Annotated in this window: 21 protein-coding genes; all 21 read right to left on the minus strand. The window is 39.7% G+C overall.

Annotation, left to right across the window (positions count from 1 at the left end):
- Positions 1 to 75 precede the first annotated feature (75 nt).
- Positions 76 to 1,362 carry a hypothetical protein gene (locus AC5YC8_RS12945; RefSeq protein WP_496164801.1) on the minus strand — a complete coding sequence of 429 codons (1,287 nt, stop codon included), beginning with the start codon at positions 1,360 to 1,362 and terminating at the stop codon, positions 76 to 78.
- Between the two features lie 37 nt (positions 1,363 to 1,399).
- Entirely contained in the window at positions 1,400 to 5,017 is a 3,618-nt protein-coding gene (locus AC5YC8_RS12950; RefSeq protein WP_496164802.1) for a hypothetical protein, read from the minus strand.
- The gene (locus AC5YC8_RS12955) at positions 5,007 to 5,420 is read right to left on the minus strand and encodes a hypothetical protein (protein WP_496164803.1); all 414 of its coding nucleotides are present in this window, start codon (positions 5,418 to 5,420) and stop codon (positions 5,007 to 5,009) included. Before AC5YC8_RS12955 ends, AC5YC8_RS12950 begins: the two co-directional genes overlap by 11 nt.
- Positions 5,420 to 8,512 carry a tape measure protein gene (locus AC5YC8_RS12960; protein WP_496164804.1) on the minus strand — a complete coding sequence of 1,031 codons (3,093 nt, stop codon included), beginning with the start codon at positions 8,510 to 8,512 and terminating at the stop codon, positions 5,420 to 5,422. Before AC5YC8_RS12960 ends, AC5YC8_RS12955 begins: the two co-directional genes overlap by 1 nt.
- An 82-nt stretch (positions 8,513 to 8,594) precedes the next feature.
- Positions 8,595 to 9,059 (minus strand): PH domain-containing protein, encoded by a 465-nt coding sequence (locus AC5YC8_RS12965; RefSeq protein WP_496164805.1) that lies wholly within the window; start codon positions 9,057 to 9,059, stop codon positions 8,595 to 8,597.
- 104 nt (positions 9,060 to 9,163) lie between these two features.
- Positions 9,164 to 9,742: a hypothetical protein gene (locus tag AC5YC8_RS12970; RefSeq protein ID WP_496164806.1), complete on the minus strand. Its 579-nt coding sequence runs from the start codon at positions 9,740 to 9,742 to the stop codon at positions 9,164 to 9,166.
- On the minus strand, positions 9,732 to 10,010 hold the full coding sequence (locus AC5YC8_RS12975; RefSeq protein ID WP_496164807.1) for a DUF2845 domain-containing protein: 279 nt from the start codon (positions 10,008 to 10,010) through the stop codon (positions 9,732 to 9,734). The genes AC5YC8_RS12970 and AC5YC8_RS12975 overlap by 11 nt, the downstream gene beginning before the upstream one ends.
- 62 nt (positions 10,011 to 10,072) lie before the next feature.
- Positions 10,073 to 10,642 (minus strand): hypothetical protein, encoded by a 570-nt coding sequence (locus AC5YC8_RS12980; protein WP_496164808.1) that lies wholly within the window; start codon positions 10,640 to 10,642, stop codon positions 10,073 to 10,075.
- Between the two features lie 74 nt (positions 10,643 to 10,716).
- Positions 10,717 to 11,460 (minus strand): phage tail tube protein, encoded by a 744-nt coding sequence (locus tag AC5YC8_RS12985; protein WP_496164809.1) that lies wholly within the window; start codon positions 11,458 to 11,460, stop codon positions 10,717 to 10,719.
- Positions 11,453 to 11,626 carry a hypothetical protein gene (locus AC5YC8_RS12990; protein WP_496164810.1) on the minus strand — a complete coding sequence of 58 codons (174 nt, stop codon included), beginning with the start codon at positions 11,624 to 11,626 and terminating at the stop codon, positions 11,453 to 11,455. Before AC5YC8_RS12990 ends, AC5YC8_RS12985 begins: the two co-directional genes overlap by 8 nt.
- An 8-nt stretch (positions 11,627 to 11,634) precedes the next feature.
- Positions 11,635 to 12,087 (minus strand): phage tail terminator protein, encoded by a 453-nt coding sequence (locus AC5YC8_RS12995; RefSeq protein ID WP_496164811.1) that lies wholly within the window; start codon positions 12,085 to 12,087, stop codon positions 11,635 to 11,637.
- Positions 12,080 to 12,625, minus strand: a complete 546-nt coding sequence (locus AC5YC8_RS13000) for a phage virion morphogenesis family protein (RefSeq protein ID WP_496164812.1) — start codon at positions 12,623 to 12,625, stop codon at positions 12,080 to 12,082. The genes AC5YC8_RS12995 and AC5YC8_RS13000 overlap by 8 nt, the downstream gene beginning before the upstream one ends.
- Before the next feature lie 8 nt (positions 12,626 to 12,633).
- Positions 12,634 to 13,104, minus strand: coding sequence for a gp436 family protein (locus AC5YC8_RS13005; RefSeq protein ID WP_496164813.1), 471 nt, complete (start codon positions 13,102 to 13,104; stop codon positions 12,634 to 12,636).
- Between the two features lie 7 nt (positions 13,105 to 13,111).
- Positions 13,112 to 13,468, minus strand: a complete 357-nt coding sequence (locus AC5YC8_RS13010) for a hypothetical protein (RefSeq protein WP_496164814.1) — start codon at positions 13,466 to 13,468, stop codon at positions 13,112 to 13,114.
- 10 nt (positions 13,469 to 13,478) lie between these two features.
- Positions 13,479 to 14,555 carry a major capsid protein gene (locus AC5YC8_RS13015; protein ID WP_496164815.1) on the minus strand — a complete coding sequence of 359 codons (1,077 nt, stop codon included), beginning with the start codon at positions 14,553 to 14,555 and terminating at the stop codon, positions 13,479 to 13,481.
- Positions 14,556 to 14,558: 3 nt separating this feature from the next.
- Positions 14,559 to 14,942: a hypothetical protein gene (locus AC5YC8_RS13020; protein WP_496164816.1), complete on the minus strand. Its 384-nt coding sequence runs from the start codon at positions 14,940 to 14,942 to the stop codon at positions 14,559 to 14,561.
- Positions 14,942 to 15,880: a hypothetical protein gene (locus tag AC5YC8_RS13025; RefSeq protein ID WP_496164817.1), complete on the minus strand. Its 939-nt coding sequence runs from the start codon at positions 15,878 to 15,880 to the stop codon at positions 14,942 to 14,944. The genes AC5YC8_RS13020 and AC5YC8_RS13025 overlap by 1 nt, the downstream gene beginning before the upstream one ends.
- Before the next feature lie 55 nt (positions 15,881 to 15,935).
- Entirely contained in the window at positions 15,936 to 17,141 is a 1,206-nt protein-coding gene (locus AC5YC8_RS13030; RefSeq protein WP_496164818.1) for a phage head morphogenesis protein, read from the minus strand.
- Positions 17,142 to 18,590: a phage portal protein family protein gene (locus tag AC5YC8_RS13035; RefSeq protein ID WP_496164819.1), complete on the minus strand. Its 1,449-nt coding sequence runs from the start codon at positions 18,588 to 18,590 to the stop codon at positions 17,142 to 17,144.
- 9 nt (positions 18,591 to 18,599) lie between these two features.
- Positions 18,600 to 20,006, minus strand: coding sequence for a phage terminase large subunit (terL, locus tag AC5YC8_RS13040; protein ID WP_496164820.1), 1,407 nt, complete (start codon positions 20,004 to 20,006; stop codon positions 18,600 to 18,602).
- Positions 19,996 to 20,460, minus strand: a complete 465-nt coding sequence (locus tag AC5YC8_RS13045) for a DUF2280 domain-containing protein (RefSeq protein ID WP_496164821.1) — start codon at positions 20,458 to 20,460, stop codon at positions 19,996 to 19,998. Before AC5YC8_RS13045 ends, terL begins: the two co-directional genes overlap by 11 nt.
- Positions 20,461 to 20,470: the final 10 nt, after the last annotated feature.

Below are 20,470 nucleotides of genomic sequence, written 5' to 3' on the forward strand. Positions count from 1 at the left end.
TTAATTTGATACAGGCTTGGGTTGATTAATACATATTGCTTTGGTACAGAATATTTTTTCAGTAAGTAGCTGACTTTAAACATTATATTCACCTAAATTAACAAACCCAATGCGTGTTTGTGAGCGCGATTCAACATATTCAAATACAAAACCAACCATTTTATCTTGTTCGTTAGTTTCGTAACCATGAATTGAATTTAATTCACCGTGAACTATTGAGTTGTAATTTGAACCAAGACTTTCAATATTTGGTAAAATCCCGCGCAAAAAACCTTCAGAATCATAAGCTAAGTTTTTTAGTGTTAGAAAGATACTACTCGATGCTGGAAGTAATGCTCCAGAGCTCGAAATAAAAGCTTGCTTGGTTGGTATGTAAAACAATAATGGGGAATTATGGTTTTGATGACTACCTGAAAATGGACGCATAACAAAAGCTGCTCCACTCACACCGCCACTATTCCATCGTTGTTGTGTGCCATCCTCTGTGTAATTTGTACCTCTACCAGTTCTTGCTGTGCAGCCCAGTATGAACCCCTTATACACATCTTCAGTCGCATCTTCTAAAACACCAAAAGCATATGGTGTCCAGCACGTTTGCCTAAAATGGCTTTTTTGCACAAGCAGTGTAAATGATTTTGAATCCCCAATAATTATCCATGAAGATGTACTACTAGCACCACCTTGGCTTTCATACCAATAGTTATTGGACTGGTTTGCGGAGGCGCTGTAATACCACCTTAAATAACCCTTTGATTTACCGGTGTTAGAATTAGCCCCATCGGGGGCGTAAACACTCCAATTTTCTTGATACGAAAGACCTAATGGTTGATGACCATAACCTGAATTAAAATCATCTATTCCACTACACTCCTCCAACATTCCAACCATTGCGGCTTTTACCCATGAGTCCGAATAACCCTCAACAGAGCCATCATCCACTCGCAAATATGGTCGGCACGCTTCTGATAAATCAGATGACTGGTAAACTGCTTTATTTGTTCCACTAAAAGCTTTATTGAAACCCAGGGCATTTAGTTTGCATGTCGTGTTTGTAACAACACCGTTTAAAACAGGGTCGTCAATTTTCTTTTTAACTTTAAATCTTTGCCCATCAATAACTTCTCTAATAATGTACTCACCAGTGATTACACCTGTGAAATTAATTGTTTGATGAGCTTGATAGCCATTTGCTAGTAAAGTGGCTACTGTGTAAAAACCTTCATGTTCAAAAATCGATGCAACTGCTTCGGGTGTTGAACCATTACACAAAACATAATCCAATACAGGAATTAAACACCCAATCGAATTTGTGATTTGTGGAGCATTTTTATTACTGCTAGAGAAATATTTTTTAAGTGTCATGATTCATACCTGAAAAAATAAAGGCTACCGAAGCAGCCTAATTAATTACGCGATCAATATCGCCTCGTAACATGATCTGAAATTCATCAGACAATGTTGTTGGTTCGGATTGCTTCACTGTTCTAATTACCCAAATTGGATAAATGGCTGCAATAGTATTGAAACGCAATGTATTGCCATTCGCCCAGCCTGCACCCCACCCCTCTTTTTTAATTACAAAGTATGGGACACCTGTTACCGGGTTAATTGGTTGATAGTCCGCATTTACATTACCTGTTGTGGTTAATTCGCCTGTGTATTCACCAACACATCTGAATGTTGATCCACTTGTAAACACAATTGCCCAGCGCTCTTGTATTGCACCATTGTTGGTAACTTCAATTGGGTAAATTGAGTCGTTGTAATTAGCAGAAATACTTCCTGTTGTTTGTGAGTCAGACCAAGTTCCTTGAGACTGCTGTACAAACTTATTTGTATAACGCGCTTGCATATCACCAATAATCAATGCTGAACCAACAATCGAATCATGAATTGAGTAATTGTGTGTAATTGGCTTGGTTAAAGTAAGTTGCCCATTAATCTGAACATCACGAATTAATCCCATATCCTGATAGCGATATTCTGCAAAGATAGGAGCTTCAAGCGAGCCTAAGGTGAAATCACCGCGTAAAGTCACTTTACCGTGATCATAATCAACCTCATAAAGTGTGGTTGGCACTTTCATCCCCTCGCTATCAACCAATTCACACCAAGCAATACGCTGATCATTAAGATCGTAAGTTGTGCCTGCAATGTGCGTTGGTAACTCTTGAGATTTTGATGAGCTAATAATCATAAACTCACCAGATCGAAAAATTGGCACACGACCATCCAAAGGGAGTCGAGTAGCTGACAAACCAATCACATCCTCGCTCAGTGGAATATATGAATAAGCAACTGCTGAGAATCGAATTGATTCAGGCAAAACATAGATTGGTTCATGAATCCATGTACTACCCCCCTCGGTGTATTCCATTGCAGGGTCGTACCATGACTGGCTCATAATTTCAGGTCGGTTTGCTTGAGTGATTTGAATCTTTTTACGGAAAACAAATTGCCCATACCCTTGCTCAAAATTAAAAAAGCCACCACAAGAGTTGTTTTCAATTACACCGTATTCATCAGGAGTAATATTTAAAACACCACCCTCAACCTTAGTGGCTGAAATGGTGAGTGATTGTGCACGGATTGGTAAAATTGGCGCTCTAAATGCCACTTGGTTAGTTTTCACACCACCCACTTGAGTTGCAAGGCTTTCAAGTGTTATTGAGTTTGCGGTACCAACATTCCAACTTGTAATCACCACAGTTCCATCACCGTAATGAACTTGCCCAGCAATTGTGCCTGCCCCTGTAGTGATTGATGGGTCACGATACAATGAACCAACACGATCAATATATGTAGCACCACCAAAAACAAAGCGAACAGACTCAGAAAGAATTTGCTCCGCAAAACCCTCGGTTAAATCCGTTTTTAAGCTGTTTGCTACGATTGTGTCCGAGTAAGTGGATGCACTAGATGTATCACGATAAGAAATAGCAACCGAAATAGATGAAACAACATTTGCCAAACTTAGTGTGTGATTAACAGCTTTCTTTTCGAGCTTTTTAACGTCTTGATATACATTAATTGACCCACCCATTGATCCTGAAACGCGATAAATACTTTCTCTGGTTGCCACTTCAACCTGATCAATAAATTGAGCTGTTGTAGTTGGTGTAATAGTGATTGTTTTACTTACATAATCAATCGAGCCTTGTTGTTGCCCTACGCTATTAACCATTCGTCCTAACGAATCATTAATTCGTCTATCGTACAACTCAATCTCACCACTGTGTGAACCATCCGCAGAGCGAACAGGCACACGAACCTTTACGGAGTTTGGTGCAAGCGCTGTAGTGATAGAATCAAGACTAACTGTCACTGTGCCACCACTTGGGATACCTGTAACCACAGTTGATAATTTACCGCCTTTTTGAGCGTCAACATTAAATGTTGTACCGCCATTTGGAAGTAAATTTGGTGCTAATTTCGCAATACCCTCGGCATAATCTATTGTGCCTGTGGCATCACCAGTGAACACACCAAGACCATTATCAGTGGCAGTTTTAGTTACACCATTTAGCAGCCATGTAACAGTTAACGTACCTGCCACAATCGAATCATTTACAGGGATTTCTACATAAGGTTTTGCAACCGCAAGCCCTGATCGCTCTTGTGATGAGTTTTGATTACCCCAAGTGATTAAAATCACACTCCCTACATCTGGCAAAGCACCAACAGTTAAGCTCATTGTTCCATTTGAGTAGTTAATTGTACCTACGCCAAATGCGGAATCAGTACCTTTTAATTGCCCTGCGCCATTATCTTTTAAAGTGTAAACACGATCTTGAGCCATGTAAGACACCTGTAAAGAACCCGGTGTTGGTAGTGGAATAATATTTCTAATCCAATTGTATGAGTTGTTTTCAGAAGTCACTAAAATCATTTCTGATTCAACTGGTGATGTCGATTTCCCTGCTGGTGTGAATTTAATGGTGATGTTTTGTGTGCCTGTACCAGCATTTGCATTCCACTGAATTTGACCATTTTGGTAATCAATTGTGCCGATAACTAAGTTATTTGCATTTTTTAACTCACCACCAACATCAGTAATCGCAGAGCCAAATAAGGTGAATTCAACACTCTTTGGAAGTATTGAAGACCCAATATAAAGCGCTTGAATTGTACTGATCGCCACATTGCTAAAAGTTTTGGTAATTTGACCACTCGCAGATGGTACGAGTGCGATTGCGTCTCCTGCTGCATTAATATCAATCAATGGTGTTTCTGATTGTGCTGACGGCACAATTTGACTAAAAATATTGGTTGCATTAACAATATAAGAGCCAACCTCAACATCACTTTTTAAATCAACACTTGAATAATACTTACCAGTGTCAGCATTGATTGTATCTCGAATAATGGTTGTTGATTTTTGACCTAAATACCACTGCTGAGCACTAATACCAACATAATCAATACTCAGTGTATTATTAAGTGTATATGTTGCGATTTTGTATAGGATGAGCTTGTCGTCTATTACCATTGTTGCTTCACGAGTAGATACTTCAGTAATACGAACATATTGCATTACTTGATTGGCTTTTCCCTCATTGGAAATCAGTACAATTGTTTGCCCAATCGCATTTTCAGCATCAGTTGGGAACATTGCCACTTGCAAGGTCTTCATACCTTGATAGTGCATATCTAATGGTGTACCTGTTACTAAAGCCCCTTTACCTAAATAGTTTTCAATACGATCTTTTGCTGCATTGCGCTGGTCCGTATATGAACTTGTACTAAAAAGGAGTGAAGACACATTTGGATCTTGTGGATTCTTAGATACAAAAACCGTAGCACCCATTAACTTGTCTGTATCATTTGTTGTAACTGCAGCAAAAACTTTACGAATCGATACATCACCAGCCGTGCGGTCTAATTCCGTAATATCATCAAATAAATTGTTGCTCACACCATCCTGGACAACTTTGCCTGAGTATTTACCGCCACCGTCTGAATTATCTGTTTTGCGTTCAGATTCATAGAAAACTAGGTTGCTTGTTTCAATCGGCATTCTCTAACTCCATAAAACGCATGGTTACATTGAAATAATCATCTAATGATGTTGCCGGGGATTTTTTAATTGGACTGCTTTCTAGGGCGCTACCATCATTGTTAAAAATCACATTGAAAGCACGAACATCTGGCTTTTCAAACTCAAGCAAAAATTCCTCTTCAATGAGTGCTTGCCACTCCCGAAGCTGCCTTAAATCTCGCAATTTAATCCAGCCTTTCGATGGATTTGCCGACCCCAGTGTGATTGGTCGCCCTGTTTGTTTTATTCCAACCTGAGCAATTAAAGCCCCATTTGTTGCATAATCATTTGTTTGCTTAACAGGGCTCCAGTCTTCATCAGACCAAAAAAAACCGTCATCTAGTGTGACGGTTTCACCTGTTGCTTTACGAGTTAGTTTCATTATCTTCTCTTTTGATCTCGCTCAAGTTTACTAAGTAGCTGATCTACTAAATCCACATTCTGAGGCGTTCCTTCCAGTTCAGCCGTTTGATCACCAACTGCCAACTCAAGACGCTTAGTCTCTTTCGGCTGAATGTTTTCGGTTGCTTGAGTAGAAAATGCTGTAGTGATTAACGGTGCTAATTCAGCTACAACAGGGTTATTTATCTCACTCGCCACATTGGTTGTTGTTGGGTTGATGCGTTGAGCTGAATTTGCTAATGCATTTCGTCTCTCGACTTCTGCTTTCTGCTCAGCTTTGAATGCAGTCCAGTAGTCCTCTTCTTGATGTTTGCTGTTTGAGCTACTTGTAGATTCCGTTTTGGATACTTGCTGAACACTTTGTTGTACAGCTTGTTTTGCTTCCTGAATCTGCCCTAATGTTGCAACCGTAGCTTTGCCAGCTTTATCAACTTGAACCTCAAGCCCAAGATAGGCAGCCTTAGCATTTGCAGCAGCAATAACTTGTGCATCACCCGAAGCATAAGCCAATCGAATTGTCTCCTCATAAGCTTTTTGTAAGCCTTCCTGAGTTGCTTCCCCACTTTTCATGATTGTTTCAAGATCATTTAGAGCTAAATCCGCAGCAAGCTTGAGCTGCTCTTTTGTTTTAATGCCAAGTCGCTCAAATGCTGCCTCAACAGGCGAAATACTATCTGGTAGCTCTTGAGTAACACGCTTGACAGCTTGTAAACCCATTTCAACTTGAGAGGTTGATAACTTACCTTGCTCGCCAAATAATTGAAGTTTTGCTTTAGCTGCATCAATTTCTGCTTGGTTTTTTGCTGTGAGTAACCACTTTTCCCAACCAAGGTACAAAGCGTTTGTGGCTTGCTCCCCCTCCAAACCTAACTCTTTAAGTCCGTTTGCAAATCCATCCAAATGAACTTTACTGGCATTAAATTTTTCGGATGTTTTGTTGAGGGCGTTATCTAAATCAACACCAAGAGCAACTGCGCCCTTTCGAGCGTTTTCTAACTTTAATGCCGACTCATCTACAACTTGAGAATTTTTCTGCCAAGCCTCAACCGAAACCTTTCCAGCTTGATCCATTGTGACGATATAGCCCTTCGTCATTAGATCAGCTTGCATCACACCATCCATTGCGCCTTTATTGGCTGCAATAGCTGCTTCTGCATAAGCTTGAACTGCTTTTAGTTTTTCATCCTCAGTGACTTTCTTGCTATCAGCTTCCGCTTGCTGATGCACCAACAATGCATCAAGTTTTTCTTTTGATGATGCAACTGACTCGGCATTTTTTTGCTGTTCAGTTTTACTGATTTCTTGGATTGCCTCAATGCCTTTGGATTTAAAATCCATCGCACCATTTGAGGCTTTGTTGTAATACTCCTGTGCCTTTTCCGCCATTGCATTCATTTCTGCAATGATTTCAGTCTTGGTGTCACCCCATGTGAATTTTGACTTGAAGTTCTGCCAAGCTGCGGCTACATCGTAAAAAACACCTGTTAAAAGGTTGGCAATTATTCCAATTGCATTAAAACCGTCACCAATAAATCCGAGCGCAACGTTGAGCGCTTGGAGTAGCTTTGTAAATCCATTGGTTTTATCTTGAGCGGTATCAATTCCACTATTAAAATTAAATATATTTCCAAGTATTGAATTAAGCTGATCAATTGTTATCTCAACACTATTACCAAGCGTTGAAACCACCGTCTTAAGTGTTTCATATGTAGAAACTAAAGCGGTTTTTAGAGCCTCAATGGTTTGTGGATCAATTCGTTTAAGTTGATCACCAACCCATACAAACCCTTCACCCATATCATTGAGTAAGACTTCGACAGTATCAATATTGTCTGCAATTGTTAGCAGCCATTCCGCAACTGTAGCGCTTGCATCATTTGACTGATCCATTCTACCAATGAGGATTTCCCAACTAGTGGAGATACGTTGCAGTGCATTTGATATCGTTGTTGGGAATTGGTCGTAAGTTTTTTGCACCTCAATGGATTGTGATTGTAATGCTTTAACAACACGCTCTGCTGAAAGTTCGCCATTCTCAGCCATTTTGCGAAGCTCGCCTGTGGTTACACCTAAACCACGTGCTAAAGCCTCAGCAACACCATAGCCATTCTCCATAATGGAGTTGAATTCTTCACCACGAAGAACTCCACCTTGCATGGCTTGAATGAATTGCGTAATTGCTGCCTCACTAGCTTGAGCTGAGCCCCCACCAATCTGAATTGCCTGTGTAACAGTTTTTGTTAGGTTTAACGCTTGTTGCTGCGTCATGCCCATTTCTTTACCAACAGTATTTAGACGGGTAAACAAGCTTCCTGTCGCATCAAGGCTTGAGTTCGTCATCAATGCAACCTGATGGACACCAGCCATTGCAGAGGTGAAATCACCACCTTCTCTTGTAGCAATATTTATTCGTGCTGAGAGATTGGTGTACGTGTCGGCAGTTTGTGCTAGTTCACGTATACCCAAGCCCATACCGAGTGTAGCCATAGCACCAACAAGCGTTTTTGCTGCAAACTTAGCTGAATTAAGTCCTTTTTGCGCGGTTTGTGCTGCACTATCTGTTTCTTTTAATTTTGTATTAGCTTTACCAACAATCTGATTGAAGTCATAAAATGCCGCACCTGCTTCTGTGACCTGCTTTTCTAAATTATCTACTTCAGTTTGAGCAGCTTGAATTTGAGCTGGTGATGCATTTGTTTTTGAGAATGCTTCGAGTTTCTTTTTAGCTTCACCCAAATCTGAAATAAGAAGACCTAGCGCTTGCTCTGATTTCTTACCAAATTCAGTGAAGTTTTTAGCTGTAGACTGTGCTTGAGTGCCAGCACCTTTGATAATGCTTGTTGCATTACCTAGGTTGTCTGTTAGTGCTTTTGCGAGTTTTGTTGTTTCAGGTGTGACTAAACTTTTTAAACCTTCAGATGCTTTATCTGTAGTATCACGTAAAGCATTAGCCTCTTGTTTAATTGTTTCAAAAACCTTACTTACAACTTCTTGAGATTGTTTTGCGGAAGTAACAAGGCTTTTATTATCGCCTTCCATTACAAGTTTAAAGGTTAAATTTTTTCCGCTCATCTTTCTTGCTCGCAATAAAAAACCCGCTCAATGGCGGGTTAAAATTCAGGTATTAAAAAACCACCAAAAGGTGGTTTTTTTGTTAAGATTTATTCTTGTCTTGATCATCCAACTCATCAAGAAAATTATTTACTTGCTGTCTAAATTCCATTGGACGTGCAATGTAAGGAATTGGCGCATGCGAGCCACCAGTACCTTTTACAACAACAGAGCCAAAATTAAGAATTCTACCAAGAATACCTTGATCAACCCCTAAGCTCTCAACCCGGTTTACTTTAAGCTCAATAGTATTTCTTCGAATTAATCCAGACTTGGCAATTATTCGTCGATTAGTGAGAGCTAGCTCAGTTGTCAACACATGAATAGCTGCTATAGCTATTAAAATTAGCCCAATAAGTATTGGTCCAAATGCTCCTTTCTGTCCAATACCTGAAAGAATAAATAGTGCACCAAAAAATAAATACCAAAACTGAGACAACCAAGTAACTTGGGCTTTAATAATTATCTGTTCATCTCTAGCTAAGTTTTCTTCAATATAACTACCCATACAACCCTCTTATATCTTATAAAAATCTCCAACATAGTACTTAATGCAAGATACCCAATCAACGACTTTAAAAATTATAACCACTTACTATCTAATAGATTTTATTAACACACATTTCCTTTTTTAGGCTTGTTAGTGCTTATAAGTGAGCAACGACACCCTCTGCGAGGTTGCTTCCAGTGCTCTATCGCAAGCTTCTCAAACTCTAAATCACGCACATGAAAAACTTTATTTTGAAATTGATAACAATCTTCAGGTGCATGAATATCTATCAATGGTGCCCAAAGTAAATAAGAGAGTCTGTTGGAGACATTATTAGAATTATCCTTGGCGACCAAATAATCAAAAATAAACATTTGCCTATTAAAGAACCATGCGCTGTAATACTGGTCCTCTTCAAGCAATCTCCTGTCAACCTGAATCTTTATATGCTCCGGAACTAATTCCAGATACCTATTCACAAAACGATGATAGAGCCTAGGGATTTTTTTTAACTTTCTGTTTCGTAATGCATCAAAAATATTGAGAATTTCTTGTTTAAAGAAATTATGATTGGCACCACAACTTAGTCCAATTGATGACAGCAACTCAATATCGCTTTGACTGAATTTACCAAACCAATTAGAGTGAGCTCTTCTACTTTCTTCAACCAGCCTATCTCTCAACTCCACCTCAACGCCCACTCTCAATCTTAGCAACCTTGCCGTTTTCAATGGTAATCGTATATGTCTTACTTCCACTTTGGTAGCTTACTTCACGCACAGATACCACTTTACCATTCACGGTTTTAACATAATCGTATGTTGTTGCAGGCTGTCCTAATTTAGAAGCTACTTCGGCATATGTATCACCTGTACGAACACGCTCACCATTAATACTTGCATTTGAAATATTTGCATTAGCAAAAACAGATGTTGAAACTAGTAAAACCCCAAGAATAAGCTTTTTCATTTTAATTAACCCTTTATATGATTAATTGATCTTATTCGATGTTTATCAACTGATCAATGCAGCTATTTCTTTAGATCACTAATAAGCTTATCAAAACCTCTCTTATTTGCATGTTGAGCTGCTCTGAATATACCCGCCATACTGCTTAGATTTCTTCGCTCTGCCTTCTGAGCTGCTTTTAGGTAATTTATGAAGGCACCATACGTCATATTCATAATTTCAGTATTTGTATGACCGTTTGAAATCAACAACTGGAAAGAATCAAACCATGTGGTTTTAATTCGTGGATCAACATCATCTCTAGCCTTTTGCTCTTTTTCTTCAAAATAAGCGGAATTTACCACGGTAATTAACTCAACGAGTGTTGCTAAATCTAAGCTATGTTCATCTTTAATTTTGATAAATTCCTCTACAGAAACATCAAAAGCAAAAGCAATCAATTTCGCTACATCAGAAGTATTCTCTTCAATGTATTTCTTTAAAATTTCACTTGAATAATCTTTATGTTTTTTTAAGTCTTTTAATGGTTTTGTAAGTGAAGCCCACTCATCAAAATTATGCATTTTAAATTGGTGAATACTTTTTTCATCAATTGAAATACTTCGACCTGAAGCCAAGAAAAAATCATTCATAATAAAATCTCTAAAAAATAGGCACAAAAAAAAGATGCATATGCATCCTGTGAAGTTCCTTGTGCCTATTCGGTTTAAGCTGCCTGTGGAATTTGTGTGAAGTAACCGTAAAGACCTAAAGCACCATCTTTATCTTTAGTTAAATCACCAAGTGCATCACCACTAATTTCATAAGAACCAAATTCTTCATGGATTAAACCAAATGTAGAGTCTGGAGACTTAATCGTACGATGCAACGCCAAGAACACTTTATCTTTGCTGATCTTATCAATACCTTCAAAGAATAAAGCGTATTCTTGACCAAAATCAGAAGCGATTGTTGTATGTGTTACAGCACCTGTTGCATAACCAACAACCACTTTAGGCAAGTCATCAAGGAATTCAATAGTGCCGTAAGTCGCATCTAATTTGTATTTAGATGAATCAATAGTAACTGGAGTAGTTTCACCATCTGTAACTGTTGGGGTTTTTAAATTAAAGCCTTCAAGCTTAATTTTTTGCCCTTTCGTTACAGCACCCAAGTCGTGATCAGCGACTGTTTTTGTTGCTACTTCTACATTTTTACCTGACAAAATATACGCTAAATTATCTTTGTCAATTTGCTCAAGCGTTCCACTAAATGCAACGGCTGTCGTGTTGTATAGTACTAAATCAGTCGTATCATCACCCGACATTGATTCCGTGTGTTCGATTTTATCCGCTGTGATTTCTAGCGTAAAATCAGGTACGTTACCAAGCTCTCGCATTGCACCAACAACACCATTCACAATAGGTGCAAGTGAGAATTTGCCACGTAATGAAATATACTTTTTAGCCATTCTTAATTACCTCTTTGGTGGCTGTTTTGGGTTTTGCTGTCATCTTGATTTCTTCAATCTTTTTTTCAGCAAGAAATTTTGTGATTTGATCTTTTGATAGATCACCAATAACGTCACCCTTTTTCCAAGGACCTATTGGTTCGAGTGCTTTGTATTGTTTTTTCATAAGGTTCCTTAATCGGGTTCGGTTTGAATGAATAGCTCAGACTCTAGAACCACTGTTGAATAAACACAGCTTTTCGATATGTCTTCTTCTGTATTTACGTAAATCAACGGTTCAGCACTCGACTCAGGTTCCCATCCACTCAGTTTTTTAATAATCTTAATTGTTAGATCACCAGCCATATCGAATGCTTTAGAACCATCAGTCACCTGTGATGCTGCATGCTTACAACAAGCCGTCACCTCCCAGACCACTTTCAGTTTTAGTGCATCGCCTTTGCTTACCACTCCTGCACTTTTAGTACGGCGAAAATTTACTTGGATGTTGGGGGTAATTTGGGATAGCTCAGTTGTCACACCTAAATTTTTAGGCGTGTATATCTTCTTTACACCCCACTCCTTCGCAAATTGTTCAAGACGTTCCACGATTTCATCACGGACGGCATAAAGATTTGAATCACTCATTAAATTCGTCCTCAGTGATTTCAAGTAGCTCTTGTTCATCACTTTCAGTTAAGCCCAACCAAGCACGTGCGGGGATTTTTACAGTGTAAGCACCAACACTTACATCTTGTGCAAAATTAGAACGTGTCGCACGTACAAAGCGATTACCGACCACACCAGTCTTTTGATTCTGTCGGAAGTAAACCGTACTTTGACGAGCTTCATGTTTGATTTCACCACCAAAATGATGGATTGCGCCATATTCGACATCCGTACCAACTTCAAAACCATTACTGGTTGTGTTACTTGTGACAGAGTTCATTAAGCGTGATGTATCGCGAAGTGTTGTACCGCCTTGACGCATGACGCGAACTGATAACGGCCATTGACCATTTAAGCCTTCACCACGTGACCAGCGATCAGGGATGTTCTCCACCAAAGTGGCACCCATGCGCTGATAGAGCCTTTGCTGACGCTTCTCAACATCAGCATAAAGACTCAAGGCTTTAGCAATTGCAGATTCACCATCGGCACGAATTTCAATCATTGCACCCGACACGTATCACCTCACATACTTGGCATTTTATTCAAAGTAGAATCACCAAAAACACCGCCTGTATAAGTGGTACCAATGGGCACAGTGGAAGGTTTGTTTTGTGGTTGCTCATTGACGATCTCTTTACTTTCTTGGTCAATGATTTGCAAATCAGCTTTCTTATCCTGCACACGCTTCAAAAAGGCGATAGCATCATCATAAAGCTTAGTTACATGCTCAGTTGGTTGTTCAAAGTAAAGGCGATAGCGCGCAATATCACACGCTATACGGTTTAAATTCGATGGTACATTCGGTAAAGGTAAGGAGTAACGACCACCAATGTAGCCGTTGATTTCCTCAGTAGCATCTTGCAATGCCACATTCACCGCATCTATGGGTTTAGGTGTTTCACCGTCATCCATATATTCAATGTGCATCGTTTTAAGTTCATCAAGTTGTCGCTTCCCAAAACGCTTTTCTAGATCAGCTTCGGTTGCGTACATGAGTCACCTATTTGGTTTCGGCTGTAGCTTTCTTGGCTTCAGCGGTCGCCTTTTTCAGATTAGCCTCAGATGTGGCTAGTGATTTCTCCAAGGCTCCAACTTTACCTTTCAGCTCAGCCACTTCTTTATCAGCCTGCTCTTTGCCAGCCATAAGGATTACTTCATTTGCCTTAAGCTCAGCCACTTCTGCAGCAAGGCTGGCTAATTCAGCAACCGTGTTATCAGACTCTTGTTCCTGAGGCTCTTTAGCTTCCTTAATAGCACCAGATGCTAAAAGGGCTTGAAGATGTTTTTCCTCAAGCCCTTTAACTTCTTGCCCTGGTCGGTAGTGACCAAGGGACTGTTTTGCGATGTACTTTGGCATATTTTATTCCTTATACAAACCCACGACCACCAACAAGACCATTCTTGTTGTTTGGAATTGCGAGTGGTGAAGATTCAGCAAGCAATTGAATACTTGAAGGGTTTTTTTCCTGCCATTGACTTAAATAGAATTCAAGCGCTTGACCAAAAGCTTCTACATTTTGAATAGCACAATGCGCGATCCAACCATTAGCATCAGAGATTAAGCCGAAGAAGTCTTCAGGAATAAAACGCTCTGGTGAGCCACCACCAATACTGTGCTGAACGTCGTAAGTCCAAATTTCGATATTATCTACAGTTCCCCGGAACTGAGGTTTATCAGCCTGATCAAAGGTTGGAGTGAGCGGAACACTAACACCCGCATATGGTGCAATAAATTTTTCTTTGAATTCAGGATCTTTAATAAGTGTGTTGTACACTTTAGATGTAGTTAAGGCCATCGTAGGAGAGGTACCCGAGTGCTCAATAGATAAATCAATCATTGCTTGAATATCTTTAACAGGTGTTGCACTAGTTTGCCCCCATTTAACCAATGGGGCGAAATTGCACGCAGGATTACGCTCATAATCCACCTCATACATAGGAAAGTCTGCTGAGGCGAATGTAGTCTTACCATAAAGCAACACATCCCGAGCAATCAACAACTTTCGGTTTTCAATTGACTGGCGAAGATATAATGCTTTTTGTGCCTGATCTATTAAAAGCAGGTCGGCATCACTTAAACGTTTTGAACCTGTAGCAATAACACCAAATTTACGTAACTGACTAATCAACGCAGTGTTTTGCACCTCACTAGGCAAAACTGTCATCATGGGCTTTAAATATGCTGGCTTAACGAATTTCACGTTACCAGACTCACCTACTTTAATTTGACGACCAGCAGCTGTTGGTGTGACAAATGGTGCTAATGGAGTAGCTGTGTTTAACTCACCCACCGGTACTTCTTTTTTAGTGTAAGAGACACGTTGCGGGAAAAAGCGATCCATTAACCATGTGTCCACCTTTTGAGTGGTATCAGTTAGCAATACCAACTGCGGAACATCCAGCAGTTCTACTGGTGCATTTTGAAATATAAATTCCTGACTCATGTATTAATTCCCCACTACTTTGCGAAGTTCGATTTTATTGACCAATGCTTGTGCACGAACTGCATCATATTGGCCAGTTGTTAGTGCTGTACCTTTTACTGTCACCACAGCAATATCAAATGGACCTTGCACGTAGATCGGCATTTCTAGTCCATTTGTTGCATGATAGGTAGCTTGTTCCGCTGTGAAATCAGCAACTGCAATGGCATTCCATGCTCCAATCACACTTTCAGTTACGATTGGATGATCCGCAACATTATTTGCGCCTACATTCAGCAAGTCACCACGTTTATATACGGTCGCTGTTTTAACTTTGGCATTTTCCGTACGAACGCCATCACCAACCACTAATTGGTTAGTAGTAATAGTCGGAGTGATTGTCCCCATTATTTTTGCTCCTGAGAAGCTGCGAATTTGTTAAATGCTTGATCTAGCGCAGAACCTTGAGAACCACCACCAAATTGTTGTTCTTGATTACCACCAGCTTGATGTTGAGTCATAAAGCTTGGTAAACCCTGCTTTTGCTGTTCTTGAGGCTTGGAAGCAAATTGACGTAATTGCTTAGCAGAGAATGCAAAAGCAACATCATCAAGGTTCTTCATTTCGGTAATATCTTCAGCACTAAACTCTTTGCCTAGATCTTTACCTAGCGCAGTGATTTCCGCTTCACGTTTTGCAGCAGCGAATTTCTTTGCATCTTCTTCAAGCTGTGAATTTTTAGCTTTTAAAGCTTCAATTTCAGCTTGAGCTTTTTCTAATTCGGTCACGTTTGTGTCCTCATGTTTGGGTTGTGATTTGCCTGAAAAGGCTTCGATTGTGGTTTGAGTATCTGCACCCACACCACAAATTGTGATTTCATGTACTCGTACATTTCGGAACACATGCAGTGGACCAGTAAACTGCTGACCATTTACTTCAATTGTTTTACCTGGTGCAATTTCTTCAATAGATTCAGGATCAGCCCACCAAGACATTTGAAATGGATATTCCTCATCGATGTCTTGCACAATTTCTTTAGCTTTTGCATTACTAAGAAAATGACCTTTAGCTTTAAAGCTATTAGTTACTTCATACGAAGTAGCCACACCAACACGCTTACCGCCAAAGTGTTCTTCAACGAGTCCAGTCTTTGGTTTGAGCTGCAAGCCATTTAAATCAATCACTACACCTGAGCGACCCCAGTAGTAATGGTTGTCAATGCGACCACCGCTATACACTTCAGCGTCAAATGTTCGACGCTTCTTTTCACTATCTTCTGTTGTTGTGATCGGAACATTCACAGCCGTGAACTGACAGCGTAAATGCTCCTGATTTTGTTCAGGCATTTTTCATGCTCCAATAAAAAAGCACCCGAAGGTGCTTAAGTTGAATTTTCTCAAATTAATTTACTAGTGCTTTTAGCGTGTAAACCATCTTGCCTTCCAATGCTTCAATCGAAACCACTTCAAATGACAAACCAATAGGTATTAATACACCATCATTTAAACCTAACTTTGACAAATCAATACCCAACCCATCTGCATTTAAGATATGGATTGTGATGTCACCACCTGAATTCACCATTAGAAATGGCGAATTAGATGTAATTGTTTGCCCGACTTGGTATGTAGCAATCTGCTGAACTGTTGTAGAACCAACAATGATTGGTGCTGTATTTTTAGCAACACTCTCAATCACAGCTAAATCGTTTTTAAGCCATCGTTTAAGGACATCATCTGCTAACGAAGTGCCTGCGCTATTTAGATAATTTGTAATTGCACCATCATTACCTTGAACATAGTTCAACAAGGTTTTAATCGCACTTGGACGTATATTTGGATCCAGTGGGATCACAGTGTCTGCAATCGTATTAAATAGATCGCGACTCTTATCATCCATTGGCGCAAATAAGCTTGTTAGCTTTTTGGATGCCGTCCACTCTGCTTGAATTACATTTTTTTGCTCGATTAAAAATTCAGAATCTAAACCTGATTCAAGAATCTTTTTATCAACCAAATTAGATAAATCACCAAAGTTTACTGGATGTGAGCTCCAACCTAATTCTTCAGCAATTTGAGGTAATTTATCATCAGATGTAATGCCTAAACGCATCGCCTCTTTTTCGGTTAATGCGATCACTGTACAACGACAACGAAACCCTAATGGTGGGTAATGCGTCAACCAAAATGGATCGTCAATGTGTCTAATGATCTTGTTTAATGCTAAATGGCTTGGTCTTGTTCGACTATCCTCAATAGAGGAATACATCAAATAAGGTCGTTTATCCTTATTTTTCTGTTGTTGTTGCCAGCGACCATGACCGTATGCATTTTGAATATTAGTGCGAAAAACATTATCTAAATAATGCTTAGGTAGAATGATTTCGGATTCAGCAATTAACTTTTGAAAATCTTTAAAAGTACCACCATTCGCAAGCGTTTTATTTACACCATTAATAACTGTTTGAATCTGCTCTAAACTCGACAAAAAACTCACCGTTGTTGCCATTTGGCGAGTTTTCAAGTCAAGCGTATAGAAATCATCAGGCAGTAATATTTTTCGCTGTTTAGCGTAATTTAGTGCCTCAAGAAAGGTGACTGGTTGCATTTATTCACCCTTTTGTGCTGTCACATACCCCAACACATCACCTGCATATAACGCCTGATCTAAGTTCGCTTTAAATTGTGATTCACTCACACCAGGTATTAATTGCATAAGATTAAAAGCTAAACTTTCAGGACTATCAGATTTAGCCACCAATTCCTTGATCTGATCTTGATTTAATAATTCTAAATCTTGAGCATCTGTCAATTCTTCAACTTCTTGCTGTGAAGCGCTAAGTTGTTTAGATGAAGCTTTGAATGAAAAGGCTGTTTTGGGTAATGCTGTGAATTGGTTTGGTTCATTTTTTGGCTTAATGCCAGCAATATCACCATCTTCAAAACCATAAGCTTTGCTTATATATTCAGGTGTGAACTCAACACCTAAATCACGCGACAATACCGAATCACGGTCTGCCTGCTCTTTATTTAGTGTCTTTTGCTCTTCACCAATAATGATTTTATGGCGTTCCCATCCATTGATATCACAAAGCGCATTTACAACAGCCTGAACCGTAGGTGTGACTAAGCGAATATCAGATTTAAGTTTATCTTTTCTGACATTTTCGTGAACCTCACCTAGTGCACGACTCCCTGTGCCATCAGTTCCCGATGTTAATGTTTGCCCTAATATTAGCTTTTGGATTTGACGCTTAATAGTTGTATCAAATATTTCAAATGATGCGCCAGCGTTACCTGAACCATTCGCCAAGACTTGCACATCATCTTCAACATCAATCGCAAGCACTGATTGTGAGTGAGCATTTAATAAAGCGGTACTCATATCTTGTGTTTCTGTGTTTTTGCATTTACCTAATAAAATAGGTGTGCCAAAACGCTCTAAAAACTTAGCCCAAAACTTAAATCCATTCTGCTTAAAGAAGTGCAACCAATACAAAGATGACAGTAATGCTTTTCCATATGGCTGCTCATATGTAGCCTTACGTCGAGTGAGAAAGAACTTCACATGTTGATCAACAACCTTTTCAACCCCCGCACCATCTGAACGCAGAATTAAGCGCCCATCGTTTTTAGGCTCAAACCACTGCATTGGCTTTTCACCAATCCATTGCAAACCAATATATGTATCGTTTTGTTGATATACAGCTTCTTGCACTGAGTAGCCTTGAAACAAAGCATTGTGTGCAGCCGTAGCGATTTCATAAAACCATTCATCAAGCTCAAGTTTTAATAATTCAGCTTGTAGTGTGTCACTTGGTTCAATTCGGTAGGGCGTTGCTAGCAATGCATCTTGTCGCGTTTCTGCCGCTTGACCAATCTCATCATCTTCTAACAATACTTTAAGTCGATGACGTGCAACTCCAGCTTTACGCAAAACTTCATCATTATCAGGAAATTTTGACAGATAAGAGAACACACTGGATACAGCTTCTTGCGTATATAAACTACCATTAGACAAAGCCTTAGACGCTTTGCCTTTTTTAGACTTTGCCATGAAATTACCTTAATACGTTCGTGATCCTGCACCTGCAGGTTTTTTAGGTGTTCTCGCCTCGTTTAGCTCATTAAATGCATCGCTGCCCGCATCCACTTGGTCATCATGTTTACCATTTGGGAAGTTTCGCAGCTCCTCAATAAATGGCTTATTCCATTCACCACGTAACATTTTGACATTACCTACATTAACTTGAGCTGCAAACGGTTGAGCGCGTGTAATCTTGTCGCCCGATACTGTTTCGGCTTTAACAATAAAACCTGCTAATTTGGTAATAAAATTCTTTGCTTGCGACTTACCAGCTTGACCAGGATCTTGTGGTAATCGAATTGATACCGACTTTCCGTCAAGATCTGCGGTTTGTTTAATTCGCTTTTCAACACCATCAGGACCTAATTGACCGCGCTGCACATCCATAATGTATGTATAACCATCACCACCCTTAGCTTCTCGAACACCAACAGTCCAATCCCCCTCGTTTTCAGAGGATGCTAAATCCCAAGCGCGAACCTGTTTAACAATATCTGCAGGTAATGCATCCACAATTTCAATATTGTCGGGTTTAAAAAAACCACCTGCTGGTGGTGATGGTCGCTGACGATATTGCCCTGAGAACACATAGGGCGCTGCCAACTCCATTCGGTTTAAATCTTCAATAGTGTGTTTTGCAGGCCACAATGCTGTGCCATCGGGTTGGATTGCAGAGAGTTCTAATTGTTCCCATTCCTCACCATTGCCACCATTAAGCAGCCATCCCGCAAGATCTTCTTCATGTAGACGCTGCATAATGACAATGATCGGTGTATCTGGTGAGTTAGTGCGAGATTCAAGTGTGTTTTGAAACCATTCAATCACGCTTTTACGAATCGTGTCTGAACGTGCTTCACTTGCTTTATGTGGATCATCGATGATGATTGCACCACCAAAACTATCACGCAACTTTCCTGCACCAAAACCTGTAATCGTACCGCCCGTACCTTGTGAATAGCAGACACCACCATCAACTGTGCGCCAATCATCTTTAGCTTTGCTATCTTCACGCAGTTTCACATTGGGAAACACACGTTTATATGAATCCTCAAGCACTAAATTACGTGTTTGTGAGGCATTATTCGCCGCTAACGTTGCTGAATAACTAACATGAATAAATTCAGAATCAGGTGCTTTACCAAAACACCATGCCATGAAATTAATTACAGCCAATTCAGTTTTAGAGTAGCGTGGTGGTACGTTAATGATTAAACGCTTGGTTTCACCCCGATAGACTTTCATTAAGGCATCACAAATCGTGCGATGGTGCCAGTTGTGCATCCATTTATACTTGCGACGCTCTTTAAACATATAACGTGAAAAGAAGTACAAATCTTGTTGTGCTTCAATCTGAATTGCAAGCTCACGTGCTGGATCAATAATCATTTAAAACCCGCTCCCTTGCTGCAAGGTAGCTTTCAGTCGGCACGTTTTGATTAATAGTTTCTATTGGTTTACCGTCTTTACCTGTGATTTCTTGCTTCGTCACACGACCATCAGTTTCTTGAAATGCTTGTTTTAAGATATTTTGACGCATCACTTTATTACGCCCCCAATCGTCATACATTTTTTGCAATTCACGTAATCGGAATGCTTTATTGGCTATTGGGATATCTTCAACATTTTCTCGAAATGCCTTGCGTGTTTGCTCAAATAAATCTTTTAATTTTTTACTAAGATTACGCCCCACGTATTTGGTTGGATCGTAGCTAGCAACCTGTTGACGACTTATTTCTATTTTAAATTCTTGTTTTACGGTGTCTGCTACTTGTTGAGGGGTTTCAAAGCAAGCAAGAGACTGAACTATAAAGATTTTCATAGGCTCTTTTAGTGCTGCCATAACCACCTCT

It is taken from the genome of Acinetobacter sp. FY731 (genome assembly GCF_059515905.1).